The following is a 26,182-nucleotide window of genomic DNA, read 5'->3' on the forward strand; positions in this document are numbered from 1 at the left end:
CACAGCATGCTGCACCCCTGAGGTCTTAGCGTGCGCCGTACGGCTTCACTTGCCCGCTCAGCCCGCTGATGGAATTCAGCGACGGCAGCGCAGACTGCAGTTTCTGCTTCGACGCATCCGGCCCAACGTAAATGCGGGTGATCTGCCCCTGAACCGGCGTTGACGGCACGGTGAAGGCGCGATAACCGGAAAGCCGCAACGAAGCGACGATCTCGCTGGCCTTGGCGGCGTTTTTCAACGCACCAAGCTGCACCACGTAAGCCTGCCCGGCCGGCGCTTTTTCTTCCGCCGGTTTTTGCACCGGTGCGGGTTCTGGTTTCGGCGCGGGTTCCGGCTTCGGCTCAGGTTTCACCACCGGCTTCACCTCTACCGGTTTCGGCTGCGGCACCGGCTTCGGCTTCACTTCCACCGGCTTCACTTCCGCCGGCTTGGTTTCGACCGGTTTAGGCTTCGGCTGCGGCACCGGCTGCGGCCGCGTAACCGCCGGCGGCACCACCACAGGGGCGGGCTGCTGCGCGTTCTGGCGAACCGCCTGTTGAGCCGCTGCTTCGTTGGCCGCCTGCTGCTCAACCAGCGCGCCCGCGCCTTCCGGCGGATGCGCCGGCAACGGCTGGTTTACCGGCGGCAGCACGTCATTTTCCTCTACGTCGCCCGGTTTCGGCACCAATGGTATGGCCGCGAATTCATCCTCGTAGTGCTTCTTTTTGCCGTCCAGCAGCCCTGGCAGGATGATTACCCCCAGCGCCACCAGAATAACGGTTCCAACCAGTCGGTTCTGAAATTTACTTGCCACTCATACTCCCCGCATCTCGTCTAACGCCGCCATCACCTGCGCAACGGTGTGGAACGATCCACAGACGATCACAATATCCTGTTTATCAGCATCCTGCATAGCCTGCCGCCAGGCAGTTTCGACATCGGCAAAGCGCCGCGGTTCCGTTAAATGTTGCGCCAGCTGCTCAGCGCTGGCGCCGCGCGGCCCGTCAAGCGGCGCGCAGTACCATTCATCCACCTGCTCGCTCAGGCAAGCCAGCGTGCCGGCGATGTCTTTGTCCGACAGCATGCCCACCACCGCACGCACCTTGCCGCCGTTGCGCGGCAGCTTCGCCAGGCGCCCGGCCAGATAGCCGGCGGCGTGCGGGTTATGCGCCACGTCGAGGATCAGCATCGGCTCTTGCCGCACCACCTGGAAACGGCCGGGCAACGTCGCCTGCTGCAGCCCAACGAAGATCGCCCGCTCATCGATTTCCAGCGGGGAATAGTTCAGCGCCGCCAGTGCAGTCGCGGCATTGGCCAGCGGCACGTTCGGCGTCGGCAGATCGGTCAGCAGCGTATCGCCGCCCTGCCACTGCCAGCGGTCGCCCTGCTCGCTGAAGCGCCAGGCTTCGTCACGGCGGTACAACGGCGCACCCAGCGTCTCCGCGACCTGGCGGATGCTCGCCGGCATATCCGGTTCGCCCACCACCGCCGGTTTGTCGTTACGGAAGATACCGGCCTTTTCCCGGCCGATGCTTTCGCGATCGTTGCCCAGCCAGTCGGTGTGATCCAGCGCGATGCTGGTGATCACCGCCACGCTCGGATTGACGATATTGGTGGCGTCCAGCCGCCCGCCAAGGCCCACTTCCAGGATAACCACGTCCAACCGCGCCTGCTTGAACAGCTGCAGCGCCGACAGGGTGCCGAATTCAAAGTAGGTCAGCGAGGTGTCGCCGCGCCCGGCTTCGATGGCGGCGAAGGAGCGGCTATGTTCCGCCTCGCTCAGCTCTTCGCCCTGAATGCGCACCCGCTCGGTGTAGCGCACCAGATGCGGTGAGCTGTAAACGCCGACGCGCAGGCCGGCGGCCAGCAAAATGGCTTCGAGGGTGCGGCAGGTGGTGCCCTTGCCGTTGGTGCCGGCAACGGTAAACACCGTCGGTGCTGGGGTCAGCAAATCAAGGTGCGCCGCAACGCGCTGCACGCGTTCCAGGCCGAGTTCGATCGCCTGGCTGTGCAGACGTTCCAGATAGTAAAGCCACGCGCTCAAAGGTGACGTGGCTTGGGGAATTTGGTGGTTTTGCATGAGTCCCATCGCTGAACTTGGGTTCATTAATCCATCAGGGCACCACCCTCACCGCGGTAAAGGCGATGCTCTCCATTATACCCGTCATACTTGAAGTTGCCTCCGCGTTGGCTGCAACTCCAATTATTTAGGGCATATCCCAACCGCCATTTAGCCACAAAATGACAATTGAGCCCCGCACCGGCCTGCGCCCGTGCGGGGTCTTCAGCCTGCGCCTCAGGCGTCGGCCTGATTTTCCTGGGCGATAACCGGCGCTTCCTCATCAAAGTGCGGCTGCGGCTGGTTAGTCAGCTTGGAAAGGATGCTGGCCAGGGTGCGGCGCATTTCCGGGCGGCGCACGATCATGTCGATCGCGCCTTTTTCGATCAGGAATTCGCTGCGCTGGAAGCCCGGCGGCAGTTTTTCACGCACCGTCTGCTCGATAACGCGCGGGCCGGCAAAGCCGATCAGCGCCTTAGGCTCGGCGATGTTGATGTCGCCCAGCATCGCCAGACTGGCGGAAACGCCGCCCATGGTCGGGTCGGTCAGCACGGAGATGTACGGCAGGCCGCGCTCCTGCATCTTGGCCAACGCCGCGCTGGTTTTCGCCATTTGCATCAGCGACATCAGCGCCTCCTGCATGCGCGCGCCGCCGCTGGCGGAGAAGCAGACCAACGGGCAGTTGTCTTCCAGCGCCTGCTCGACCGCACGCACGAAGCGCGCGCCAACCACCGACGACATGGAGCCGCCGATAAAGGCGAATTCGAACGCGGCGGCCACGACAGGCATGCCGTACAGCGTGCCTTTCATCACCACCAGCGCGTCTTTCTCGCCGGTCGCTTTTTGGGCGGCGACCAGGCGATCTTTATACTTTTTGGAATCCTTGAACTTCAGAACGTCTTTCGGCTCCAGTTCGCTGCCCAGCTCCACTTCGCTGCCTTCGTCCAGCAGGGTATGCAAACGCATACGCGCAGACATGCGCATGTGGTGGTCGCATTTAGGACACACTTCCAGATTACGCTCCAGCTCGGCGCGATAGAGAACCTGGCCGCAGCTGTCGCATTTGGTCCAGACCCCTTCAGGAATGCTCGCCTTACGGGTTTGTGTAATATTGCTCTTGTTAAGAATTCGTTCAATCCAGCTCATCGATGACCTTTCTGTTTGAACCTGGCAGACGCCAGTCTGCTGTTCATGCTTTAACAATCCCCCCGTAAACAAACCCAATGAAAAAGTGCCCGAGCAAAGCGCGGCAGGCGCGCGACCGAGGCACTGGCTTCAGGGTTGTTCGCAGGAACAGACCATAAATGTCGCTCATTAAACCATATCGGCCCGACACTGTGGATAAAAAACTGGTCGAACCGATAGGTTAGGCGATGTTTTTACTGTTTTTGCTGGCGGGCAGCCGCGCGCTTGTGGCGCCAAATTTCAATGATGCCCGGCAGAATCGAAACAATGATGATAGCAACGATCAACAGTTTCAGGTTTTCCTGCACAATCGGCAGATCGCCGAACAGGTAGCCAGCATAAGTGAACAGCAGCACCCAAACCAGTGCGCCAATCACGTTATAGGCGGCGAAATGGCGATAGGACATGTGCCCCATACCGGCGACGAATGGCGCAAAGGTACGCACGATCGGCACGAATCGCGCCAGAATAATCGTTTTTCCACCGTGCTTCTCGTAAAACTGATGCGTCTTGTCGAGGTAGCTGCGGCGGAAAATTTTGGAGTTCGGGTTGCTGAACAATTTCTCGCCGAACAGCCGGCCGATGGTGTAGTTGACCGCATCGCCGATAATCGCCGCCACCGCCATCAGCGCCACCATGGCGTGCACGTTCAGATCGTTGGTCGGCAGCGCCGCCAGCGCACCGGCGACAAACAGCAGCGAGTCCCCCGGCAGGAACGGCGTCACCACCAACCCGGTTTCGCAAAACAGGATCAGGAACAAAATAGCGTAGACCCACATGCCGTATTGTGCGACCAGCTCGGCCAGGTGCACATCAATATGCAGAATAAAATCAATAATAAACTTGATGATGTCCATAGGTTCTCTCTTTAATACCGGGTGTCTCACTCACCCGGCAGAAGCACAAGGGAACAACGCGTTCAGGCGCGCCGGCGTTCAATCGTCGGGTAAAAACAGCGGCCCCATCGGCGGCCGCGGAATGCCAAAGTGTTCGGGGTAATCGACGGACACCAGGTACAGCCCCTCGGCCCGCGCCGTCGCCGCCGCCAGATTGCGATCTTTCAGCGCCAGAAGTTCGGCCATCCAGTTTTCGCCCTGGTTGCCGCAGCCGATTTCCATCAGGCTGCCGACGATGTTGCGAACCATATGATGTACAAAGGCATTCGCCTTGATATCTACCACAATATATTCACCGTGGCGCGTAACCTTAACGTGTTTTACGTTACGCCACGGCGTACGCGACTGGCATTGCACCGCGCGGAACGACGTGAAGTCGTTCTCGCCCAGCAACGCCTGCGCCGCCCGTTGCATCCGTTCGGCGTCCAGCGGGTGATAATAATGGGTCACCCCCTGCTGCAACACCGCCGGCCGGTAGCGATGGTTGTAGATAATATAGCGATAGCGGCGCGCGGTGGCGCTGAAACGCGCATGAAAATCATCGGCCACCGCGCTGACCCAGCGCACGGCGATATCCGGCGGCAGATGCGTGTTCACGCCCATGGTCCAGGCGGCATCCTTGCGGCGCGCCGTGGTTTCGAAATGCACCACCTGCCCGGTGGCGTGCACCCCGGCGTCGGTGCGCCCGGCGCACAGCACGTTGATCGGCGCATCCGCCACCTTGCTCAACGCCTGCTCCAGGCAGGCCTGCACGCTGGCCACTTCTTGCTGCCGCTGCCAGCCGTAATAACGGCTGCCGTCGTATTCGATACCCAGCGCGACCTTCAGGAGCGGCTGGGCGGGCAAAGCAACCTCGGACATCAGTACATCTGCTCCTGCACCAGGCGCTCTGCGGTTTCAATGGCCATCAACGCGCCGCCGAAGCGCACGTTGTCCGCCACCGACCAGAACTGCAGCAGCTCAGGGATGCCGTAGTCGTTGCGCAGGCAGCCGACGCTCAGCGCATCGCTGCCGGAGGCCTCGGTCACCTGAGTCGGGTAATCGTCTTCCTCGCTCAGCTGAATGTCGGCGATCTGCTCCAGCTCACCGCGCGCTTCCTCCGCGGAAATCGGGCGCAGCGCTTCCAGATGCACCACCTGCGCATGGCCGTAAAATACCGGCGACTGAATGCAGCTCACCGAAATCGGCAGCCCTTCGTCCTGCAGCACCTTGCGCACCTGATCGACGATCAGGCGTTCTTCCCGCACGCTACCCTGTTCGTCCGCCAGCAGCGGCAACAGGTTAAACGCCAACTGCTTGCCGAACACGCCCGGCTCGGCCGGAATGCCGTTGAGCAAGCGCGCGCTCTGGCCGGCCAGATCGTCCACCGCTACCTTGCCGCGCGACGAAGCCGACATCAGCGTGGTGACGTGCAGCCGCGAGAGGCCCGCCTGTTCGGTCAAGGGTTTGATCGCCGTCAGCAGTTGGCTCACCATGCTGTCGGCGGTGGCGACGATATTGCGGTTGCGGTAATCCGCCAGCACCTGCGGGTTAACCCCCGGCACCACCAGCGGCACATCCGGCTCCATGGCGAACAGGCCGCTGGTGTCGATCACCAGGCAGCCCATATTGCCGGCTTCTTCCGCATAGCGGGCCGACGCTTCGGTACCGGCCACGAAGAACGCCAGCTGCGCCTGCGACCAGTCGAACTCTTCGGCGTTTTGTACCAGGACCGATTTGCCGTTAAAGCGCAGAGTTGCGCCGGCGCTGCGTTCGCTGGCCAGAGGATAGAGCTCACCCACCGGGAACTGGCGTTCCTGCAACAATTCCAGCAACGCTTCACCTACCGCGCCAGTGGCGCCAAGCAGAGCGATATTCCAGCCGTCAGACATTGGGTTTTCTCCAGAGTATTTCATGTAAAAGCAGACGGGCAGTGCCGCCACCGCCCGAAAATTCTTTGCCGCTGACTATAGCGGCGATTGCTTAAGGCAACCTTACGGTTGACGCGCTCGCCCTTTACTGCACGCCGAAGCCCAGCTTGAGCAGCAGATCGGCGCTGGCGCTGTCATCGCACTGAACGCGCAGCGAAGACCATTCGCGGCGTTCCTGATAATGCTTGCGCAGGCGGTCAAACTCACCCGCCTGCCCGGCGACTTTGCGCAGCGGCGCATCATCGCGGCGCACATCATACACCAAGTGCATCAATCGTTTTAATTTGCCTTCATCCAGCGGCCCGTTGAGCCGGATCTGGCTGAATTCGGGCACCGGCAGCAGCGAGGCCAGCGCGATGTGCTGCGGCTGCCCCAGGTGGCGGCTAAAGGCTTCGAACACCTGGGTGGTGCCGCGCGCCTTGCCCTCCAGCGTATAGCCGGCGATGTGCGCGGTGCCGATATCCACCCGCGCCAGCAGCGGCAGGGAAAGGTCGGGTTCCGGTTCCCAGACGTCCAGCACCGTGCTCAGCTTCTTGCCCTTTTCCAACGCCTGCAGCAGCGCCGCGTTGTCGACCACCGGGCCGCGGCAGGCGTTGATCAGAATACGGTTGTCCGGCAGCGCCGCCAGCAGTTCGGCGTCGGCCAGGTGCAGTGAGTTGTAAGGCCCCGACTTATTCAGCGGCGTATGGAAGGTCAGCACGTCGGCTTCCGCCACCAGCTTCTCCAGCGGCCAGAACTCACCGGCGTCGCCGCGTTCGGCACGTGGCGGATCGCACAACAGGGTGCGCACACCCAGCGCTTTCAAGCGCGCATCCAGCCGCGAGCCCACGTTGCCCACGCCGATGATGCCGACCGTTTTGTCGCGCAGCTGGAAACCGTCGCGCTCCGCCAGCAACATCAGGGCGGAGAACACGTACTCGACTACCGCAATGGCGTTGCAGCCCGGCGCGGCGGAAAAACCGATGCCCTGCTGCCGCAGCCAGGCGTCATCGACGTGGTCGGTGCCGGCGGTGGCGGTGCCGACAAAGCCGACGCCGGTGCCGGCCAACAGCTCCGCATTCACCTTGGTGACCGAACGCACCATCAGCGCGTCGGCATCCGCCAGCGCATCGCGCGGGATCGGGCGACCGGGCACCGCCCGCACCTCGCCCAGGCGGCTGAACAGCTCGGCCGCATAGGGCATATTTTCATCAACCAGAATTTTCACTTGTTGCTCCGACGATTTACGGCTATTTGTTCCCAATCATTGGCGCGGCATCAAGGCGGCAATATGAAGGGATATCTGCGAAATAGTGTGCCACTGAATCAGGCACGGCGAAAGCGCTCCGGGGTGCTGCCGGCGATCTGCTGAAACATGACGATAAACGCCGAGGCGGAGCTGTAACCCACCTCCAACGCTACCTCCTGCACGGTTTTTCCCTGTTCCAGCAGCGAAACGGCGTGCAGGAAGCGCAGCCGCTGGCGCCATTCGCTGAACGACATGCCCAGCTCCTGCCGGCAGCGGCGCGACAGCGTGCGTTCGGTGGTGTACACCCGGCTGGCCCAGACCGCGAGCGGGGTGTTGTCCGAAGGACAGTGCTCCAGCGCCTCCAGCACCGGCGCCAGGAACTTGTCCTCGGACGACGGCAGATAGGCCTGCTGAATGGGAGACTGCAGCAGTTGATCGATCAGCACGCGGCACAGGCGCAGATCCTGTTTGCTTTGCGGGATATATTGTTTGCGCGCATAGAAATCTTCGGCGATGGCGCGGAAAATCGGCGTCACGCTAACCAGGCAAGGATCGGCCGGCATGCCCGCGCACAGCGACGGCGCGATGTCCACCATGCGGCACTGCGCCAGCCGCTGGTTGTAGCAGGAGTGCTCGATGCCCGCCGGCGCCCACAGCACGAACTCCGGCGGCGCCAGAAACCGCTGGTCGCCGATGCGCAGCACCATCACTCCGGCCTTGACCCACATCAGCTGGCCCCAGCGGTGGCTGTGCGGCTGGAACTCGGTGCGGGCGTTAAACTCCTCGCAGCGGAACTGCACCGGGCGCGGCGCCGGGATCAGCGCCTCGGGGAAATGTCGGATTTCTGGCATGGTTTCGCCCCGTTATTTGTCTTGTTTAGGGTAAATGTTGTCTGGATATCGCTATATATAATAAATCGGACAGGCGTAGACTAGCCAGCATGTTACAGGCTATTGAGAATGATTATCATGAATATGTTATTTCCGTTGTTGGCGGTACTGATCTGGTCAGTCAACGCCGTCGTCAGTAAGCTCTCCGCCACCGCCATCGATCCGGCGGCCATCTCCTTCTATCGCTGGCTACTGGCGCTTATCGCCCTGACGCCGTTCGTGTTGCCGGGCGTTCGCCGCAACTGGCCGCTGGTGCGCGCCAACTGGTGGAAGCTGATGGTGCTGGGGCTGCTGGGCATGGTGCTCTACCAGAGCCTGGCTTACTATGCGGCGCACAGCGTCAGCGCGCTGTTTATGGGCATCATCGTGTCGCTGATCCCGCTGCTGACCATTCTGATCAGCATCGTGCTGCTGCGCATCGCGCCGACCGTCGGCGTGGCCATCGGCAGCCTGTTGTCATTCGGCGGATTGATCTGGCTGGTGAGCGCCGGGCAGCCCGGCGAGCTGCTGCAGCACGGCATCGGCAAGGGGGAGCTGATGATGTTGGCCGCCACCGCCTCTTACGCGCTGTATGGCGTGCTGACCAAGCGCTGGGCCATCGCCCTGCCGAACTGGCAGTCGCTGTACGTGCAAATCTTGTTTGGCGTGGTGCTGTTGCTGCCTAATTTCCTGATGGCGAAAGACGTCGGGCTGAATGCGCAGAATATCCCGCTGGTGCTGTTCGCCGGCATTCCGGCCTCGATCATCGCGCCGTTCCTGTGGATCCTGGGCGTGATGCGTCTGGGCGCCAACACCGCCTCGATCTTTATGAACCTGGCGCCGGTATTCACCGCCGCCATTGCCGTGCTGTTCCTGCATGAGCAGCTGCACAGCTACCACCTGATCGGCGGCGGCGTCACCCTGCTCGGGGTGATCTTGTCCCAGCGCTTGCGCACGCCGCTGAGCCGCCGGGCAAAAATGCCGGTCGCCGACGTGGAGTCTTGCAAAGACTAGGGCAAAAGCGGGAAACGCACCCGCACCAGTAAACCGCCCAGTTCGGCCGAACTCAGCAGCTCCGGGCGGGTGCCGTGATAAGCGGTAATGTCTTTCACCAGCGCCAGCCCCAGCCCGGCGCCCGGTTGGTCACCCACGTTGTCCAACCGGTGGAACGGCTGCAGCGCCTGGGCCTTGTCTTGCAAGGCGATGCCCGGGCCGCTGTCTTCGATCTCCAGCACCCCTTCCCCCGCCGATTTATTCAGCGTCAAACGCGCGGTGACCACGCCATTATGCGGTGTATATTTGAGCGCATTATCCAACAGGTTGGCGCACAGCTCAGTCAGCAACAGGGCTTCCCCGCCCACCCGACATACCGCCTCGCCCTCATAGCCTAAATCGATCCGCTTGCTGCGCGCCTGCGGCAGGCGCGAGAAACAGGCGTCGCGCAGCACCTGCGCCAAATTGACCGGTTCAAGCTTGCGATCGGCATGGCGCTCATGCGCTTTGAGGCGTGAGAGATAAAGCAGGCGATCGGTTAACGCCACGGTATGATCCAGCGTGGCGCTCATCGCCAGCAGGCTTTCTCGCCACTGCTGCGGCCTGTCGCTGGCCAGCGCGACGCCGACCTGGGTTTTCAACACCGCCAGCGGCGTGCGCAACTGGTGTGAGGCGTCGGCGCTGAAGCGCTCCTGGCGCGCCACCATTACCCGCAGCCGCTCGATGTAACGGTTAAACGCCAACAGCAGCGGCTGCATCTCCGACCAGGGCAGCACCCTAGGCAACGGCGTCAGTTCGCCCGGATCGCGCCGCAGCATAATGCCGGACAGCTTGCGCATCGGCTTCAATACCCGTTTGAGCAAGGCAAACGCCAGGATCAGGGTTAACATCACCACCGTTCCCTGGCTCAGCAACGCCGCAATCATCATCTGGCGCGCCAGATAGCGGCGCGACTCCAGCGTTTCCGCCACCAGAATGGTCGCCATACCGTTAACCCCGGACTCGTTGACCGGCTGATACAGTGCCGCCACGCGTATCGGCCGGCCCAGATATTCCGCGTCATAGAAATGCACCAGCGCCGGATAGAGGCTGGAGCGCGGGATATGTGGCGGCAGCGGCGGCAGATCGTCATAGCCCGAAATGCTTTTGCCCTGTGGGGAAATCACTTCGTAATACAGCTGGTCATTCATATTGCGTTCGAAGCTGTCGAGCACCACATAAGGCACGTCCACCGCCAGGCGGCCTTCGCGCACCACCAAGCGCTCCGCCACGGTGCGCGCCGACGCCAACAACGTGCGGTCATAGGCCAGCGTCGCGGCGCTCATCGCGCTGAAATAATGGGTGTAAATCGAAATGCCGCCCAGCACCAACAGCGGCAGGCCAAAGAACAGCAGCAACTGATAGAACAGCGAACGCGGCGCGTTAAACCACCGCATTGCACAATTCCAGACTGTAACCCAGCCCGCGCAGCGTCACGATCGCCACATCGCCGCCCTGCAGCTTTTTCCGCAGCCGGTGAACGTAGAGTTCAATGCTTTCCGGGTTGGCTTCATCGGACAGGGTAAACACCTGCTCGAACAGCTGCTGTTTGGCCACCGGCCGGCCGCGCCGATGCATCAGCGCCGTCAACACCGCCAACTCCCGCGGCGTCAGAGCCAAGGGTTTTCCCTCCAGCAAGAAATAGCCTTCGTCATGGTAGGTCAGCGCACCATACTGCAGCGTCAGTTGGGCAACGCCGGCGCTGCGGCGCAGCAACGCGCGAATGCGCGCCTCCAGTTCATCCAGCTCGAACGGCTTGGTGAGATAATCGTCGGCCCCGAGGTTCAACCCTTTCACCCGATCGGCGACGTCGGTGCGCGCCGTCAGCAGCAGCACCGGCAGGTCTTGCCCGCGCTTGCGCAAGCGCGCCAGCAGATCCAGACCGTTCAGGCGCGGCAGCGCCACGTCCAACACCACCAGGCCATAGCATTCATTCAGCAGCAGATGATCGGCCGCCAGCCCGTCCGGGGCGACGTCCACGGCAAAGCCGGCGCCGGTCAGCGCCTTCTGCAACCAATGGGATAACTCGGGGTGATCCTCAACCAATAACAGACGCATTTTTCCATTCCATTGATTCCGCTGCATAAGCAGGCGCCGACATGGCGCCCGTTAACAGTTCGATAACAGAAGAATGGCATGGAAAATAAATGGATAGAAGAGTGGTTCAGCGCCAGTTTTGAGAGCTGTCACATAATTATGCAGCGCCAGCCCGGCCGCTGTTTTAGCTATGCGTCATTGCGCAGCCCACCAACGCGATATCAAACACCGGTCGCAGTTTAGCGGGGCTGAACGGCGGTGAAATCAGCACCGAGCGGTTATTCGCGGCAAACACCACGTCCAGGCCGGTGACGCAGGCGGTCATTTGGCAAATGTGTTTCTCACCGCTGTCGCTGGTGAAGTGCAGTTCAAAAAAACCGATCTCCGGGCGGAGATGCTTCAGCCGGCAGCGGCCTGAGCCGCCGGCCATTTCAGCATAGGCCTCCGGTAACATTTTTATGGCCCTTACTTTTTCGCTATTCCTGCCACCGAATAACTTCCCTAATAAAAACATAGCAATGCGTCCGAAATCATTTTAATTTTTGTTATTTTACCCCAAAAAGAATGAGATAAAGCTGATATTACACAGGTTTTAATTGAGATTTAAGGCCTGTTCTTGCACCGGCATATATGCTAGCGCTGCGCAATCTGCGCCAGTCTGCCGCGTTTTCCCCCGGACAGGCGACGCATATCACATCCTGCAAACTTTCCCGACGGCTGAAAGCTAAATGAAAGGTTATTGATTTAACAATCCAGCAACCGCACCCGGCGGGATCGATAACCAGACAATACCGAGGGGAAGACAATGAAAAAAATAATTACCCGTACTCTGACCGCGACCGCGCTGCTGCTGGCTGCCGGTCAGGCCTTTGCCCTGGAAGCGCCCAAACGCACCGAATGCATCGCCCCCGCCAAGCCCGGCGGCGGCTTCGATCTCACCTGCAAGCTGATCCAGGTTTCGCTGCAGGAAACCAAGGCTATCGACAAACCGATGCGCGTCACCTATATGCCCGGCGGCGTTGGCGCGGTGGCGTATAACGCCATCGTCGCGCAGCGGCCGGCGGAGTTCGGCACCGTGGTGGCCTTTTCCGGCGGTTCGCTGCTCAACCTTTCACAGGGCAAGTTCGGCCGCTACAGCGTGGATGACGTCAAATGGCTGGCGGCCGTCGGCACCGACTACGGCATGATCGCGGTACGCGCCGACTCGCCGTACCAGACGCTGAAAGACCTGATGGAAGCCTTTAAAAAGGATCCCAACAGCGTGGTGTTCGGCGCCGGCGCGTCTATCGGCAGCCAGGACTGGATGAAAACCGCTCTGCTGGCGCGCGAGGTCGGCGTTGACCCGCACAAGATGCGCTACGTGGCGTTTGAAGGCGGCGGCGAGCCGGTTACCGCGCTGCTGGGCAACCATATTCAGGCGGTCTCCGGCGATCTGAGCGAAATGGTGCCCTATCTGCAGGGCGATAAAATCCGCGTGCTGGCGGTCTATTCCGAGCAGCGCCTGCCGGGCCAGTTGGCCGAGGTGCCCACCGCCAGGGAGCAGGGCTACAACCTGGTATGGCCGATTATCCGCGGCTTCTACGTCGGCCCGAAGGTCAGCGACGAGGAGTACCAATGGTGGGTCGACACCTTCCAGAAAATGATGACCACCGAAGAGTTCAAAAAACAGCGCGATCTGCGCGGCCTGTTTGAATTCAACATGACCGGCAAAGAGCTGGACGCCTACGTCAAAAACCAGGTCAACCAATACCGCGAGCAGGCGAAGGTCTTCGGCCTGGCCAAGTAACACGAGGGGAAAAGCATGAGCGATCGTATTTTTGCCGGCTTCTGGCTGCTGCTGTGCATCGGTGGCCTGTTCATCGGTTGGGGCATCCAGAGCGAGTACAGCTATGAGCCGCTGGGGCCGCGCCCTTTCCCGCTGGCGATCCTCGGCCTGATGGCGCTGTGTGCGGCGTTGCTGTTGCTGAACAGGCCGCAGACGGTGGAGTGGCCGCACAATAAGGTGATGCAGCGGCTGCTGGTGCTGGTTATCACGCTGGTGCTGTACGCCTGGGGCTTTGAATGGCTGGGCTTCCCGCTGGCGACCGCGCTGCTGACCTTCAGCATCGGCCTGCTGTTTCAGGCCAGCCTGCCGGCGGCGGCGATATCCGGCGTCATCATGGGCGTTGCGCTGTATTACGCCTTTGACCAATTACTTGATGTCACACTGCCGCTCGGCGTTTGGCTGAGCTAACGGGGACGATGATGGAAACCTGGATGTATTTGACCCAAGGGTTCGAGGTGGCGCTGGTGCCGCAGAACCTGATTATCGCCCTGATCGGCTGCTTCGTCGGCACCATCGTCGGGCTGCTGCCGGGCCTGGGGCCGATCAACGGCGTGGCGATCCTGCTGCCGCTGGCGTTCGCCCTCAAGCTGCCGGCCGAGTCTGCGCTGATCCTGCTGGCGACGGTGTATATCGGCTGCGAATACGGCGGGCGCATTTCCTCGATCCTGCTCAACGTGCCGGGCGACGCGGCGGCGATCATGACCGCGCTGGACGGCTACCCGATGGCGCAGCAAGGGCGCGCCGGCGTGGCGCTGTCGATTTCGGCGGTCAGCTCTTTCGTCGGCTCAATGATCGCCATCGGCGGCATCATCCTGTTCGCCCCGCTGCTGGCGCGCTGGTCGCTGGCCTTCGGCCCGGCGGAGTACTTTGCCCTGATGGTGTTCGCCATCGCCTGTCTCGGCAGCATGATGAGCCAGAACCCGCTGAAGTCGCTGCTGGCTGCCCTGATCGGCCTGGGGCTGGCGACGGTGGGCGTGGACGCCAACACCGGCGTGTACCGTTTCACCTTCGACAGCGTGCACCTCTCCGACGGCGTGCAGTTTATCGTGGTGGTGATCGGTCTGTTCTCGGTCAGTGAAATCCTGCTGATGCTGGAAAGCACCAGCGCCGGGCAAAAGCTGGTGCGCAAGACCGGCCGCCTGCTGTTCAACCGCAAAGAGGCCTCCGAGTGCGTGGGCCCGACCCTGCGCTCGTCGGTGATCGGCTTCTTCGTCGGCATCCTGCCGGGCGCCGGCGCCACCATCGCCAGCGCGTTGACCTACATGACCGAGAAAAAAATCAGCGGCAACAGCGACAGCTTCGGCAAGGGCGATATCCGCGGCGTAGCGGCGCCGGAAGCGGCCAACAACGCCTCGGCCTGCGGCTCGTTTATTCCGATGCTGACGCTGGGCGTGCCGGGTTCCGGCACTACCGCGGTGATGATGGGCGCGTTGACGCTGTACAACATTACCCCCGGCCCGGCGATGTTCACCGAACAGCCGGATATCGTCTGGGGGCTGATCGCCGCATTGCTGATCGCCAACGTCATCTTGCTGATCATGAACCTGCCGCTGGTTGGCCTGTTCACCCGCATGCTGACCATTCCGCTGTGGTTCCTGGTGCCGGCGATCGCCGCCGTCTCGGCGGTTGGCGTCTATGCGGTGCACAGCACCACCTTTGATCTGCTGTTGATGGTGGGACTAGGGGTGTTCGGCTACATTTTGCGGAAAATGCATTTCCCGATGTCGCCGCTTATTCTGGGCTTCGTGCTGGGTGAAATGCTGGAGCAGAACCTGCGCCGCGCGCTATCGATCAGCAACGGCGAGTTCGGCATTCTGTGGAGCAGCGGCATCGCGCAAACGCTGCTGGTGCTGGCGGTGGCGGTTTTGGTGCTGCCGCTGTTGCTGCGCGGGGTACGCAAGCGCCGCCGGCTGGCGGAAACGGCCAAGGCCGAATAGCAAAACGGGCGGGATGATACCCCGCCCGTTCTTTTTAACGGCGCATGGCCGCCATCAACCCCTCTAACGCATCGATATCATCATCGGCCAGCGCCGGCTGGATCTGCGCAAACGCTGCCTCAGATAGTTCATAAACCTGCAGGGCCAGCAAACGCGCGATGGTTTCCGGCGCAAATCGCCAACGGATAAAGCGCGCCGGATTACCGCCGACGATGGCATAAGGCTCGACATCGCCGGTCACCACGCTGCCGGCGGCGACGATCGCCCCCTCGCCAACGCTGACGCCCGGCATCAGCATGGCCCGCATGCCGATCCAGCAGCCGTCGCCCAACCGGGTATCCCCTTTGGGCTGGTAAGCCTGCTGAATACTGGCCATAAACGGATACAGGCTCAGCCAGTCGATGCGATGGGTATGATTGCCGCCCATCAGGATCACCGCTTCGGCCGCGATGCAGACGTAATCGCCGATCAGCAGTCGGTCTATCGGCCCCAGCGGCTGCCATTGCCGGCTGACCGCATCGCCGTGCAGATAGCGCACCACCGAACGTTCAAAGCCGCTATCCCAGCAGTGGCTGTAATAGCTGTGGGTACCCTTGACGATAATGTTGGGGTTGGTCACCGTCTGGTGCAGCAGCTCGGTTTTGGACCAGTGTTTTTCTGACATGGCGCTTTCTCTTGTTTCAGGAATAAGAGCCACGGAACTGAATGTCTGTGGCCGTGTTTTCGTTCACCAAACACGGCCCGATTAAGCGATGAGCGCCCGTTTCAACCTTGGGTTATCGATCATTGTTGTTTCTCCTTCAGGGCCCGATGGTAACAAATCAGGCCTGTGCCGTCTTGCTCTTCAGCAACAACACCCCACCCATCACCAGCGCGCTGCCCAACAGCTGCAGCTGATTCATGCTCTCCCCCAGCAGCAGATAGGCGATCGCCGCGGTGAACACCAGCTCCAGCGACAGGATCAGGTTGGCCACCGCCAACGGCAGGGTTTTCAGGCTGATATTGTAGAGGCCAAAGCCGAGCAGCGTCGGCCCGGCGGCCAGCGTCAACAGCAGCAGCCAACCGCCCCACTGTACGCCCTGCGCGCTGTGCGACAGGAACCACAGATCGCCCGCCATACCCTGAAACGCCGCCAGCGGATACGCCGTCAGCGCCGCATTGAACAGCAGCTGATACAGCGCAGAAAAGCCAAAGACGTACAAAATGGTGTTCCATACCGGGTAGCCGCGTTCGCTGGCGACGCGCCCGCCCAGGGTATACAGCGTATAGCCGATGCCGGACAGCATGCCCACCAGCAGCCCCAGCAGATCAAAACGGCTGTGGCCCATGCTGTCGCCGTTGCTGACCAGGAAGCAGCCGCCCAGGCTGATGACGATCACCAACAGCTGGCGCAGCGTCAGGCGCTCGCTGTACATCACCCAGCCGAGAAACACCGTAAAGCCTACCGAGCAATAGGTCAGAATGGTCGCCACCGACGCGCCGTTCAATGCCACCGACAGCGTCCACAGGCTGTTGAACAGCGCCAGCAACAGGCCGTAAATCGCATAAAACGCCACCTGCTCACGCCGCAGGCGCGCCCACTGCGGTTTCACCAGCAACAGCAGCGGCAACAGCACCAGCGCTACCAGCGCCGCGCGCCAGAAAGCCAGTACGAAAGTCGGCAGATGATAGTACTCGGTCAGCGCGCGGATAATGATGGCGGTAAAGGCCAACAGCATGGCGCTGATAATGGCGATCGCATAGCCCTGGCTGCTGCCCTGGAAAATACGCGCGCCGGGAAACGCCGGCCGGGCGGAAACACCTGACGGTAATGACATGACATCCTCAAAAACTACGGGAAAACGCTCAGGGGCAGATTCTAGCGCGGCGTTTTTTTACCGCCATAGCCACTTTACCCCAATGTTATGCAGGCCACTTTTCTCCGTTTTAAGCCCGCCAGGCTTGGGGTATAGTAAAATTTATCACCACGACCGGGCCAATTTCACATGCATATCCCGTTAGACCGCCGCCAGGACGTTCCGCTGTATCTGCAAATTGAAGAGGCGCTGCGCCGCGCCATCCTCACCGGCGTATTCGTCGACGGCGACAAACTGCCCTCGACGCGCACGCTGGCGGCCGAACTGGCGGTCAGCCGGCTGACGGTGGACAACGCCTACGCCGAGCTGGCGGCCAAGGGCTTTTTACGCCAGCGGCGCGGCAGCGGAGCCTATGTTCAGCACCCGCTGGCGCAGCCGCGGCCCGCCCGGCCGGCGGCGGACGCCCCCTTTCCGCCGGACAGTTTCACCACCCTCACCTCACGCCTGGATGGCCATGCCGACGTACCGCTGCCGGGCCATATCATCAATTTCGCCGCCGGCGTCGGCAGCCCGAAGGTTTTTCCGCTGGAAGAATTTCGCAAAATCCTGCTGTCGGTGCTCAGCCGCCACGCGGAAGAAGCGTTCAGCTACGGCGAATACTGCGGTTACTACCCGCTGCGCGATACGCTGGGGCGGATCCTCAGTGCGCAAGGCATCCCCACCCATGCGGAACAGGTGCTGATCACCAACGGCTCGCAGCACGCCATCAGCCTGATCGTGCAAAGCCTGCTGGCGCCGGGCGACACGGTGATCGTCGAAGAGCCGACCTACGCCGAAGCATTGGGGTTACTGCGCCTGCACCGCATCAATATCGTCACCATTCCCAGCGATCGGCACGGCATGCAGGTCGAGCTGCTGCCGGCCCTGTTGGAACAACATCGGCCCAGGTTGATCTACACCATCCCCAACTTCCACAACCCAACCGGCCGTTGCCTGAGCGAAGCCCGCCGCCGGCGCCTGCTGGCGATCGCCCAGCAGGCGGGCGTGGTGATCCTCGAAGACGACTTTGTCGGCGATTTGCGCTACCGGGGCAAGCATCTGCCCGCGCTGCGCTCGCTGTCCCAACCCGGCGCGGTGATCTACGTCGGCACCTTCTCCAAAATGCTGCTGCCCAGCATGCGCATCGGCTATCTGGTGGCGGACGCCGAACACTATCAACGCCTCGCCCGGTTGAAGCACGTCGACAGCTTTACCAGCTCCAGCCTGATCCAGCGGGCGTTGGACGCCTTCGTCACCGTCGGCCGCTACGACAAACAGCTGCGCCGCGCCGGGCGGGTTTATCGGCAACACCTGGAGGTGATGGCCGGCGCCCTGCTGCGGCAGCTGCCGCCGGGGTGCCGTTTCGAAACGCCGGAGGGCGGGCTGTTCATCTGGCTGACGCTGCCGCCGGGGGTGACTACCGCCGCGCTGATGCCGGTGGCCTGGCGCCACGGGGTGACTTTCGCCCGCGGCGAATGTTTTTATGCGCAGGAACAGCGCGGTGCGCAGGGGCTACGGCTGAATTTTGCCGCCAATACGCCGCCGCTGATTGAGGAAGGCATCGCCCGGCTGGGCCGGGCGATAGAAGAGGTGATGGCGCAGGGCGCGGAAGGCTAAAGCGCCGCCCACCACAGCCGCAGCTTCAACCCCCAGTAGCTGGTCCAGCCGGTGGTGCTCTGCACCACCTTGCCCTGAGAGATCACCACAAAGGTGGGAGTAACGCCGACCTGCCACTGCGCCGACAGCTCACCGCGCGAGTCGTTAACCACCGGCAGCGAAAGCCGCTTGCGCGCCAGCCACTGCGCTACCTGGCCGTCGTCGCCCGAACGCAGCGCCACGGTCAGCACGTTGCCGCCCTCCGCCTGCAGCTGCGCGACGTCCGGCGTAGTGAAACGACACACGCCGCACCAGCTGGCCCAGAAATAGACCAGCAGCGGCCGCTCCCGGCTGAGCTGGGCCAGCGAAACCGACTCGCCGTCCAGCGTCGCCAGCATTTGGCTATCAAAGGCGGCCGGCGCCTGCGGGGCGCGCAGCCAATCCATTGCCGCCGCTATCGCCAGCACCATCAGCAGCAGCATCAACAGCTCGCGCCCCCAGCGCCGCAGCTTAGCCATTGTTGGCCTTCGCCAGCTGTTCTTTCACCACGGCTTCCAGCTCCTCGTAAGACACGGCGCCCGGCAGCATCCGATCGCCGATCAGCGTCGCCGGCGTGCCCTGCACCCCCAACTGTTCCGCCAGCTGCATATTGGTGCGCAAGGTGGCCATGCTCTGATCGCTTGGCGCGGCCTCTTTAACGCCGGTTTTTTGCCGTGCGGCGGCAATGCTGGCGTTATCGTGGAAGCCTTTTTTCGCCATCAGGCGCTGGTGCAGGGCCCAGAACTGATCCGGGTGCTGTTGCCAGGTGGTCAGCGCCACGCGCGCCGAACTGACCGAGCTCTCCCCCTTAAACGGCAGCAGTTTCACCACCAGCGCCACGTCAGGGTATTGCCCGACGATTTTCTCCAGCATCGGGTCAAAGCGCTTACAGTATGGGCAGTTGTAATCGGTGAAGGTCACCAGCGTCAGTTTGGCGTTGGCCGCCCCCATGCGCGGGCTGGCCGGATCCTGGTACAGCGTTTTGGCGTTCTGTTTGATCGCCTGGTCGATCTGCTGGCCGGCGGTCTGCTGCTGCCAGGCGTCGACCGCCTGCGCCAGAATGTCCGGATTGGATACCAGCGTCTCGCGGATCATCTCTTTAATCCGCGCCTCCTGCTCCGCTGTGAAAGGCGCTGCGGCCCAGACCGGGGTGACGATCAGCATCAGTAATGCCAGTAATTTTTTCATTGTTCGGTTCCTTTGGCGTTGGAAAGCGTTTGCAGCACGGCGTCGCGGGTCAACAGCGGGGACAACACCACGCCGCCCGGGCTGCCGGGGCCATAGATTTGATTGAAGGGCACGGCAACGCTGCCGCGCCGCTGCAGGAAAGCGCTGATGTCGGCCGACGGCCGGCTCCAGTCGCCGCGCAGCGCCACCACATCGTCGGCGCTCAGCGCCTGTTGCACATCATCGCGCAGCAATACGTTGAATTTGTTGGCTTTGCAGGTAACGCACCAGTCAGCGGTAACGTCGACAAACACCCGCTTACGCTGGGCCAGCGCCTGGGTTATCGCCCGTTCGCTCAACGGCTGCCACTGCACCTTATCCTGCAGCGGCTGCCGCCACAGCCCGGCGGTCAACGAACCGCCCAACAGCGCCGCGCCCACCAACACCAGCGTGCCGGCGGCCAGCTTGCCGGCCAGGCGCGCACCCCGCTGCCGCCACGCCGCCAGCAGCAGAGCGAGCAGCATCAGCCCCCCCAACCACAGCGTTGGCCGCACGCCGATATGATTGGCCATCAGGCTCAGCAGCCACAGCGACGACGCCAGCATCAGCAGCCCCATCGCCAGCTTCAGGCTGTTCATCCAGCGGCCTGGGCGCGGCAGGCGCAGCGCCAGCGCCGGCCAGGCGGCGATCAGCAGCCACGGCAGGCTCATGCCGATACCCAGCGCGACGAACATGCCCCACAGCACCGGCAGCGGCGCCGCCAGCGCAAAGGCCACCGCAGTGCCGAGGAACGGCGCGGAACAAGGGGTTGCCAGCAGCGTAGCGAAGGCGCCCTGCCAGAAATGGCCGCTCAGGCCGTGGCCGTTGTGCGTCGCCAGGGTGGTATTCAACGAAGACGAGAGGCGCAGCTGGAACAGGCCGAACAGGTTGGCGCTAAATAACAGCGTCACCAGCACCATAAAGCCGATAAACCACGGATTCTGGAACTGAATTCCCCAGCCCAGGGCGTGGTTGCCGAGCCGCAGCAGCGTCATCAGCAGCGCCAGCGCCATAAACGACGCAACGATGCCGAACGACGAAGCCAGAAACTGCAGCCGCACGCTGCGCCGGTCGCGCTGTTCCACCTGCAGAATCGAACCGAGCTTGATGCCCAGCACCGGCAGCACGCACGGCATCAGGTTAAGAATCAAACCGCCCGCCAGCGCCATCAACACCGCCTGCCACAGCGAAAACGCCGCGCTACCGGGCAACGCCGGCGGCTCGCCGATCGGCAGCGTCACCTGCTGCGCCATACCGCCATCGCTGACCACCAGCGTCAGGGTCTTGCCGCGCAGATCCGGCGCGGCATCCCCCCAGCCGTCACTGACCGGCACTCGCGCCAGCAGCTGGGCGCCGTCGGTATTTATCTGCGGTTTGCCGAGATCGGCGTCTTCCAGCGTATCGAAAAACAGCGCGGGCCGTTGCCAGCCGGCGGCGCGTTCGGCGACGATCTGCAGTTCGCCGCGCTGATAGCCGGCCTTGATGCTCTCCGCCAGGCCAGAGGCTATCGGCACCTGCCCCATCGCTTGGGCAAAGTCGTGGTTAAACTGCGGATCGTTCGGCGCGCCCAGCTCCAGACTGAACGGGTAGTCGGTCAGTATGCAGACGTTGCTGCAGGTGGACAGCGTCAGGGTGCCCGCCAGCGGACCGGACGCCTGGCCCTGCATCACGATCGGCAGCCTGACCCGATCGTGATAACCCTGGGTGGAAATGCCGGCAACCTCAAAACGCTGCGGCGTAGGCCAGTGCCAGATCGCCGGCGGCGGATTGCCCTGCCAGGCGATAGACGGCGCAATGCCGCCCTCTCCCGGGGAGCGCCAGTAGGTCTTCCAGCCTGGTTGCAGTTCCACCTCCAATAGCAGCCGGGTTTCGCCGGGCTGCGAGGTGTCGGCGCGCAATCGCACCTTGGCGTGGTCGTTAGCTGGATTTTGCAGCCAACCGCTGTCCGCCGCCTGTGATGCAGGCAGCCACAGCATGAGCAGGCAGGCAAAAGCCAACCTGATGACATTTAACATGTTAACTCTCCATAAATGATTAATTCACCGCAAAGGACGGGCGATTAACTCATTCACGGAAGACGCATAATCGAAGATGCACCCTGAGGGTGGGCGGGGAAATGACTCGGGGAGGAGGAATGCGCAAGCGCGCGGCCACGGTCGGCGCCAACAGCGTCAGCAGCAATCCTAAGCCGAACAGCAGGGTTTCAAACATCACCGGCGGCGACGCCAGCAGAGATTTGGCGCTCAGCTCACAGGGCGTGGGCTGCGCTTCGGCGCTGTCGTCACCGATGGATTGCGCGGCAAGGGCCGGCAAGCCCAGCGTTTGCTGCAGCGCATGCACGCCCGCCATGCGCTGGGTCATGCAGGTCAGCACCACCAGGCAAGCCAGGCATAAAAACCATTTTGCGATCCGCTGCCGTTTAACCATCTCATCCTCAAATCCAAGTCTGGGCTTATCTTAGCGGCGCATGCGCGATTAGCAACGTTTTGCCTGTAAAGAAATGTCTGAGTGACGGTATTGATGGCGGTAATTTACAGGTATCATAGTCGCCAAGCCTGCGCTTTTCGCCGGGTACGATAATTATTCGCCCCCAATGACAAATCAGCGGGGCTACACAGCGAAGGACTGGTGATATGCAACCTTTGAGTGGACCGGGCGCACCGATCGCCAGCGATCGCCCTCCGACCCCGGGCAAAACCACAACCACCGACGATCAACCCCTTTCCCCGGCGCAGCGCACTACGCTGGAGAAGCTGATCGTGAAAATCATGGCGCTCAGCCCGGCTAAGTCGGCGGAGATCTGGGCCACGCTGCGCCATGACCTTGGCGCCGACAACAGCAGCGAGCTGCAGGCGCGCCATTTCCAACCGGCGGAACAGCTGCTGCAAAGCCGCCTGTCGCAGGCGCAGCAAAACCATGCCAGCCGCCAACTGCTGCTGCAGCTCACCGAACTGCTGCCGCAGGGCAATAATCGCCAGGCGGTCAGTGATTTTATCCGCCAGCAGTTCGGCCATACGGTGCTGAGCCAGCTGAGCCACCCGCAGCTGCAGCAGGTGCTTAATTTGCTGCAGACCGGCGGCCTGACCATTCCGCAGCCGCAGCAGACCGTCACCCGCGATCGCCCGTTGCTGCCCGCCGAGCATCAGAGCCTGCAGCAGCAAGTGACCAAACTCAGCGCCGCCACCGGCGAATCACCGGCCAAGATCTGGCAGACGCTGTTCGATCTGGCGGGGGTGAAAACCAACGATCCGCTGCCGGTACGCCACTTTCAGTTGCTGAACCAGTTTTTACAGGCCAAGGTGGCGCTCAGCACGCAGACCGCCCCTACGCTGAACAGCCTGCTGGCCTCGCTTAAGCAGCCGGCGGACCAGCAGGAACAGCAGCAGTTGAACGACTATTGCCAGTCGCGTTTCAACTGCGGCGCCGCGGTTCCGCTGACGCATCCGCAGATGAGCGACGCCATCCACCAGCTGTTCGCCCGCCGGCTGGACAAGGCCGGCCAGGCACAGCCGATCGTCGCCCAGCACGCCGAACCGCAGCCGCTGCTCAACCCGCTGATCGCCGCCCTGCCCCTGCCGCTGCAAAAAGCGCTGAGCAAGCCGGCGGTGGCGTTTATTCTGCTGATTGCGGTGCTGGCGGCAATACTGGCGCTGGTATTCTAGCCCTCAGGCGCAGCCGCAGTCTTTCGCGGCGGCCCGATCCCGCAGCGAGCCCGGCAGCTCGCCGGTGGCCAACGGATGGCCGTCGCGCAGCCAAAAATCCAGCCCGCCGATCAGCTCCTTGACCCTGAACCCCAATTTCGCCAGCTTGTAAGCCCCTTTGGTAGAGCCGTTGCAGCCGATGCCATCGCAGTAGGTAACGTAAACCGGCCGGCGATCCCACTGCGCGGTGGAGGCTTCATCCATCAGACGATGCGGGAAGCTCAGGGCGCCGGGAATATGGCCGGCGGCGTACAGGGCTTCCGCTCGGGTATCGATAACCACGACCCCCTCAATGCCGTTGCGCAGATCCTCCGCCACGTCCCAGGCGTCGGCGTAATGGCTCAGCTTGGCCGCCAGGTAATCCAGGCTCTCGCTCGGCGCCGCCGGGGGAAAGGCCAAAACCAACGAACTGACTGTCATAGTGCTCACTCCGTTTTATCAAGAATGATGACAATAGTGCCCGATTTTGGTCTTATCATTGATACCAATTATTATACGAAGACAAGACCCATTATGAGCCATGCCCTGATCGCGTTGTTTCAGCAGCCAGAACGCAGCGGCGGCACGCTGCGCGATCGCCTGTGCGGCGCACTGCGGCAGGCTATCCACCACGGCGCGCTCAGCTGCGGGCAGCGCCTGCCCTCGAGCCGGGTTTTGGCCAGCGATCTGGGCGTCTCGCGCGTCACCGCCGAAGCGGCCTATGCCCAACTGGAAGCCGAGGGCTATCTGCAGCGCCGGGTAGGCCAAGGCACCTTCGTGGCGGTTAACCTGGCCAAACCCGCCGCGCCCGCGAAAGGCAGCCTGCTGCCCCGCCTGTCGCTGCGTGGGCAGCAGATCGTGCAAACCGGCGGCTGCCAGGATCCGCAACGCCCGCTGCCGTTTGCCGCAGGCTCACCGGACCTGCGCGCCTTTCCGCTTAAGCTGTGGAAGCAGCTCACCGCCCAGCGCCTGCAGCAACAGGGCGAAAGCCTGCTGCGCTACGGCGATCCGCAGGGGTATCCGCCGCTGCGCGAAGCGATCGCCGCCCACGTTAGCCAAACGCGCGGCGTGCGCTGCGATGCGCAGCAGGTGATCGTGCTGACCAGCTCACAGCAGGCGCTGCAGCTGGTCGCCACCCTGCTGTTGGACAACGGCGATCGGGTCTGGATGGAAGAACCGGGCTATGGCGGGGCGAGAAACGCCTTCGTCAGCGCCGGGGCGGAATTGGTGGCGGTCAACGTGGATGAAGCGGGCATGAGGCCAGATGCCTGCCTGCCCGACCCGCGGTTGATTTATCTGACGCCTTCGCATCAGTACCCCACCGGCAGCGCACTCGGCCTGGAGCGCCGGCTGGAACTGCTGGCCATCGCAGAGCGCCGGCAGGCGTGGATTATTGAAGACGACTATGACAGCGAGTTCCATTACGACGGCCTGCCGATGCCGGCGCTGCAGGGGCTGGATCCCCGGGGCAAGGTACTGTATATCGGCACCTTCTCCAAGGCGCTGTTTCCTTCGCTGCGGCTGGCGTATGCGGTAGTGCCGCCCGCACTGGTCGCCCCTTTTGTCACCGCGCGCACGCTGTACGACGGGCATAGCGCTCAATTGATGCAGGCGGTCACCGCCGAGTTTATCCTGCAGGGGCATTTTGCCGCCCATATTCGCTATATGCGCCAGCTGTACCGCAGCCGCCGCGACGTGTTGCTGGCCGAGGTGCGAGACAAGCTGGGCCACTTCGCCACCCCGCAGCAGGCGAGCGGCGGGCTGCAGCTCAGCGTCTGGCTGCCGCCCGGTCAGGAGGCCGCACTCAGCGGCCAGGCGCAGCGGCTGGGCGTGGTCACGCCTGGGCTGGCGGCGCAGTACCAAACGGCGCAGGCGCGGCGCGATGGCTGGCTGCTGGGTTTTTCCGCCCTGACGCCGGGGGAAATCCGCGCCGCCGTGGCGCAGCTGGCGCGGATCGTCACGGTTTAACTCACTGCTCGGTCAGCCGCAGTTCGGCAACCAATGGCAGATGATCGCTCACCGCCGGCCAATGGATGCCATTCCAGTCGCCGCTGGCGTTCGGCACCGTCAGGCTGTCCAGATGCCAGCGCTGCGCATTGCCGCTGAAGATGTAATCCACCTTGATTTCGGCGTTTTCCGCCGGCCAGCTGCGGCCATCCTGCTCGCGCGGCATGATGTCGTTCCAGTAACGGCTCAGCTCCGTCCAGGTGACGCTACCCGGCACGTCGTTCATGTCGCCGAACAGCAGCTTGATACCGCGCATTTCGATGGTGCGATCGTTCAGCTCCCGCACCTGTTCAAGCCGCAGCGCCGGATCTTCCTTGGTGTCCAGATGGGTGTTGATCAGGGTGATCGGCACCGGGAACTCAGGTACGTCGACCTGTACGCTGAAGGCAATGCGCTGCTCGCGCTGGCCGGATGGCAGCGGATAGATATTGCTGTCATGCAGCGGGTATTTCGACAGGAACGCCAGGCCGTATTCGCCGCCGTCAAAGTCGATCGCCCGGCCGAACACCACCTGCATGCCGGTCAGCTTCGCCAGCTCCGCCGCCTGATCGACCTTGCCGCTACGGCCGGTCAGCTTGTCCACCTCCTGCAGAGCCACCACGTCAACGTTCATCGCACGGATCGCCTTGGCGATGGCGCTCATGTCGCTGACTTTGCCGGCGGCGATATTAAAGCTGGCGACGCGAATCTGCGGCGCCTGCTCCAGCGCGTAGGTTTTGTTCTTCAACCCGCCAAGCGCGCTGGCCACCTCGCGGCTGTTGGCGTTGCTGTTGGCATGGCCGCCGTCGCTGGACGCCCAGGTGCCCTGTGATATTCCCAAAGATAACAAAGTGATAAGTAAAGCATGACCGGTATTCATGTA

26 protein-coding genes are annotated in these 26,182 nt (G+C 62.5%); 7 read left to right on the forward strand and 19 right to left on the reverse strand.

Going from position 1 to position 26,182, the window contains the following annotated elements; all coding sequences use genetic code 11:
- Positions 1 to 25 precede the first annotated feature (25 nt).
- The 8 genes from dedD to KHA73_RS16850 all read right to left on the reverse strand — a co-directional run bounded on the left by dedD (position 26) and on the right by KHA73_RS16850 (position 8,108).
- On the reverse strand, positions 26 to 793 hold the full coding sequence (gene dedD, locus KHA73_RS16815; protein ID WP_234585526.1) for a cell division protein DedD: 768 nt from the start codon (positions 791 to 793) through the stop codon (positions 26 to 28).
- Positions 794 to 2,059 (reverse strand): bifunctional tetrahydrofolate synthase/dihydrofolate synthase, encoded by a 1,266-nt coding sequence (gene folC, locus KHA73_RS16820; RefSeq protein ID WP_234585528.1) that lies wholly within the window; start codon positions 2,057 to 2,059, stop codon positions 794 to 796.
- Between the two features lie 216 nt (positions 2,060 to 2,275).
- On the reverse strand, positions 2,276 to 3,184 hold the full coding sequence (accD, locus tag KHA73_RS16825; protein WP_234585530.1) for an acetyl-CoA carboxylase, carboxyltransferase subunit beta: 909 nt from the start codon (positions 3,182 to 3,184) through the stop codon (positions 2,276 to 2,278).
- 233 nt (positions 3,185 to 3,417) lie between these two features.
- Entirely contained in the window at positions 3,418 to 4,080 is a 663-nt protein-coding gene (locus KHA73_RS16830; RefSeq protein WP_234585531.1) for a DedA family protein, read from the reverse strand.
- A gap of 78 nt (positions 4,081 to 4,158) precedes the next feature.
- Positions 4,159 to 4,980: a tRNA pseudouridine(38-40) synthase TruA gene (truA, locus tag KHA73_RS16835; RefSeq protein WP_234585532.1), complete on the reverse strand. Its 822-nt coding sequence runs from the start codon at positions 4,978 to 4,980 to the stop codon at positions 4,159 to 4,161.
- Positions 4,980 to 5,990 carry an aspartate-semialdehyde dehydrogenase gene (locus KHA73_RS16840; protein WP_234585533.1) on the reverse strand — a complete coding sequence of 337 codons (1,011 nt, stop codon included), beginning with the start codon at positions 5,988 to 5,990 and terminating at the stop codon, positions 4,980 to 4,982. Before KHA73_RS16840 ends, truA begins: the two co-directional genes overlap by 1 nt.
- Before the next feature lie 124 nt (positions 5,991 to 6,114).
- Positions 6,115 to 7,236, reverse strand: coding sequence for a 4-phosphoerythronate dehydrogenase PdxB (gene pdxB / locus KHA73_RS16845; protein WP_234585534.1), 1,122 nt, complete (start codon positions 7,234 to 7,236; stop codon positions 6,115 to 6,117).
- A 98-nt stretch (positions 7,237 to 7,334) separates the two neighbouring features.
- Positions 7,335 to 8,108 carry an AraC family transcriptional regulator gene (locus KHA73_RS16850; RefSeq protein WP_234585535.1) on the reverse strand — a complete coding sequence of 258 codons (774 nt, stop codon included), beginning with the start codon at positions 8,106 to 8,108 and terminating at the stop codon, positions 7,335 to 7,337.
- Positions 8,109 to 8,225: 117 nt separating this feature from the next.
- Between KHA73_RS16850 and KHA73_RS16855 the strand changes: the two genes are divergently transcribed.
- Positions 8,226 to 9,140: a DMT family transporter gene (locus KHA73_RS16855; RefSeq protein ID WP_234585536.1), complete on the forward strand. Its 915-nt coding sequence runs from the start codon at positions 8,226 to 8,228 to the stop codon at positions 9,138 to 9,140.
- Here the strand turns inward: KHA73_RS16855 and KHA73_RS16860 are convergent.
- From KHA73_RS16860 to KHA73_RS16870, 3 genes are all read right to left on the reverse strand, one after another.
- Complete coding sequence (locus tag KHA73_RS16860) at positions 9,137 to 10,555, reverse strand: sensor histidine kinase (RefSeq protein ID WP_234585537.1); 1,419 nt, start codon at positions 10,553 to 10,555, stop codon at positions 9,137 to 9,139. The two genes, KHA73_RS16855 and KHA73_RS16860, sit on opposite strands and share 4 nt — an antisense overlap.
- On the reverse strand, positions 10,542 to 11,216 hold the full coding sequence (tctD, locus tag KHA73_RS16865; protein WP_234585538.1) for a transcriptional regulator TctD: 675 nt from the start codon (positions 11,214 to 11,216) through the stop codon (positions 10,542 to 10,544). The genes KHA73_RS16860 and tctD overlap by 14 nt, the downstream gene beginning before the upstream one ends.
- Before the next feature lie 163 nt (positions 11,217 to 11,379).
- Positions 11,380 to 11,709, reverse strand: coding sequence for a hypothetical protein (locus tag KHA73_RS16870; protein WP_234585539.1), 330 nt, complete (start codon positions 11,707 to 11,709; stop codon positions 11,380 to 11,382).
- Between the two features lie 291 nt (positions 11,710 to 12,000).
- Here KHA73_RS16870 and KHA73_RS16875 point away from each other — a divergent pair, with 291 nt between their 5' ends.
- The 3 genes from KHA73_RS16875 to KHA73_RS16885 are packed head-to-tail and all read left to right on the forward strand — an operon-like array spanning position 12,001 to position 14,957.
- Positions 12,001 to 12,981, forward strand: coding sequence for a Bug family tripartite tricarboxylate transporter substrate binding protein (locus KHA73_RS16875; RefSeq protein ID WP_234585540.1), 981 nt, complete (start codon positions 12,001 to 12,003; stop codon positions 12,979 to 12,981).
- Between the two features lie 15 nt (positions 12,982 to 12,996).
- Positions 12,997 to 13,428: a tripartite tricarboxylate transporter TctB family protein gene (locus KHA73_RS16880; RefSeq protein ID WP_234585541.1), complete on the forward strand. Its 432-nt coding sequence runs from the start codon at positions 12,997 to 12,999 to the stop codon at positions 13,426 to 13,428.
- An 11-nt stretch (positions 13,429 to 13,439) separates the two neighbouring features.
- Positions 13,440 to 14,957 carry a tripartite tricarboxylate transporter permease gene (locus tag KHA73_RS16885; protein WP_234585543.1) on the forward strand — a complete coding sequence of 506 codons (1,518 nt, stop codon included), beginning with the start codon at positions 13,440 to 13,442 and terminating at the stop codon, positions 14,955 to 14,957.
- Positions 14,958 to 14,991: 34 nt separating this feature from the next.
- On the opposite strand, the gene KHA73_RS16890 is transcribed toward KHA73_RS16885, so the two are convergent.
- Both KHA73_RS16890 and KHA73_RS16895 read right to left on the reverse strand, forming a co-directional pair.
- Positions 14,992 to 15,621 carry a CatB-related O-acetyltransferase gene (locus KHA73_RS16890; protein WP_234585544.1) on the reverse strand — a complete coding sequence of 210 codons (630 nt, stop codon included), beginning with the start codon at positions 15,619 to 15,621 and terminating at the stop codon, positions 14,992 to 14,994.
- 157 nt (positions 15,622 to 15,778) lie between these two features.
- Positions 15,779 to 16,774 (reverse strand): DMT family transporter, encoded by a 996-nt coding sequence (locus KHA73_RS16895; RefSeq protein WP_234585546.1) that lies wholly within the window; start codon positions 16,772 to 16,774, stop codon positions 15,779 to 15,781.
- Positions 16,775 to 16,942: 168 nt separating this feature from the next.
- On the opposite strand from KHA73_RS16895, the gene pdxR (KHA73_RS16900) reads away from it, so the two are divergent.
- Positions 16,943 to 18,409 (forward strand): MocR-like pyridoxine biosynthesis transcription factor PdxR, encoded by a 1,467-nt coding sequence (gene pdxR, locus KHA73_RS16900; RefSeq protein ID WP_234585547.1) that lies wholly within the window; start codon positions 16,943 to 16,945, stop codon positions 18,407 to 18,409.
- Here pdxR (KHA73_RS16900) and KHA73_RS16905 read toward each other — a convergent pair.
- The 4 genes from KHA73_RS16905 to KHA73_RS16920 are packed head-to-tail and all read right to left on the reverse strand — an operon-like array spanning position 18,406 to position 22,060.
- Positions 18,406 to 18,906: a protein disulfide oxidoreductase gene (locus KHA73_RS16905; RefSeq protein WP_234585549.1), complete on the reverse strand. Its 501-nt coding sequence runs from the start codon at positions 18,904 to 18,906 to the stop codon at positions 18,406 to 18,408. The genes pdxR (KHA73_RS16900) and KHA73_RS16905 overlap by 4 nt on opposite strands.
- On the reverse strand, positions 18,899 to 19,615 hold the full coding sequence (locus tag KHA73_RS16910; protein WP_234585550.1) for a DsbA family protein: 717 nt from the start codon (positions 19,613 to 19,615) through the stop codon (positions 18,899 to 18,901). Before KHA73_RS16910 ends, KHA73_RS16905 begins: the two co-directional genes overlap by 8 nt.
- A complete protein-coding gene (locus tag KHA73_RS16915; protein ID WP_234585551.1) occupies positions 19,612 to 21,648 on the reverse strand; it encodes a protein-disulfide reductase DsbD family protein in 2,037 nt (678 codons plus the stop codon). The genes KHA73_RS16910 and KHA73_RS16915 overlap by 4 nt, the downstream gene beginning before the upstream one ends.
- Before the next feature lie 49 nt (positions 21,649 to 21,697).
- Positions 21,698 to 22,060, reverse strand: a complete 363-nt coding sequence (locus KHA73_RS16920; protein ID WP_234585552.1) for a copper resistance protein — start codon at positions 22,058 to 22,060, stop codon at positions 21,698 to 21,700.
- Between the two features lie 206 nt (positions 22,061 to 22,266).
- Here KHA73_RS16920 and flk point away from each other — a divergent pair, with 206 nt between their 5' ends.
- Entirely contained in the window at positions 22,267 to 23,295 is a 1,029-nt protein-coding gene (flk, locus tag KHA73_RS16925) for a flagella biosynthesis regulator Flk (protein ID WP_234585553.1), read from the forward strand.
- Positions 23,296 to 23,298: 3 nt separating this feature from the next.
- Here the strand turns inward: flk and KHA73_RS16930 are convergent, their stop codons facing one another.
- On the reverse strand, positions 23,299 to 23,754 hold the full coding sequence (locus tag KHA73_RS16930; protein WP_234585554.1) for a rhodanese-like domain-containing protein: 456 nt from the start codon (positions 23,752 to 23,754) through the stop codon (positions 23,299 to 23,301).
- A gap of 93 nt (positions 23,755 to 23,847) precedes the next feature.
- Between KHA73_RS16930 and pdxR (KHA73_RS16935) the strand changes: the two genes are divergently transcribed.
- Positions 23,848 to 25,281, forward strand: a complete 1,434-nt coding sequence (gene pdxR, locus KHA73_RS16935) for a MocR-like pyridoxine biosynthesis transcription factor PdxR (protein ID WP_234585555.1) — start codon at positions 23,848 to 23,850, stop codon at positions 25,279 to 25,281.
- A gap of 1 nt (position 25,282) precedes the next feature.
- Here the strand turns inward: pdxR (KHA73_RS16935) and KHA73_RS16940 are convergent, their stop codons facing one another.
- Positions 25,283 to 26,179, reverse strand: coding sequence for an endonuclease/exonuclease/phosphatase family protein (locus KHA73_RS16940; RefSeq protein WP_234585556.1), 897 nt, complete (start codon positions 26,177 to 26,179; stop codon positions 25,283 to 25,285).
- Between the last annotated feature and the right edge of the window lie 3 nt (positions 26,180 to 26,182).

Source organism: Serratia entomophila (assembly GCF_021462285.1).
Classification (GTDB): Bacteria; Pseudomonadota; Gammaproteobacteria; order Enterobacterales; family Enterobacteriaceae; genus Serratia; species Serratia entomophila.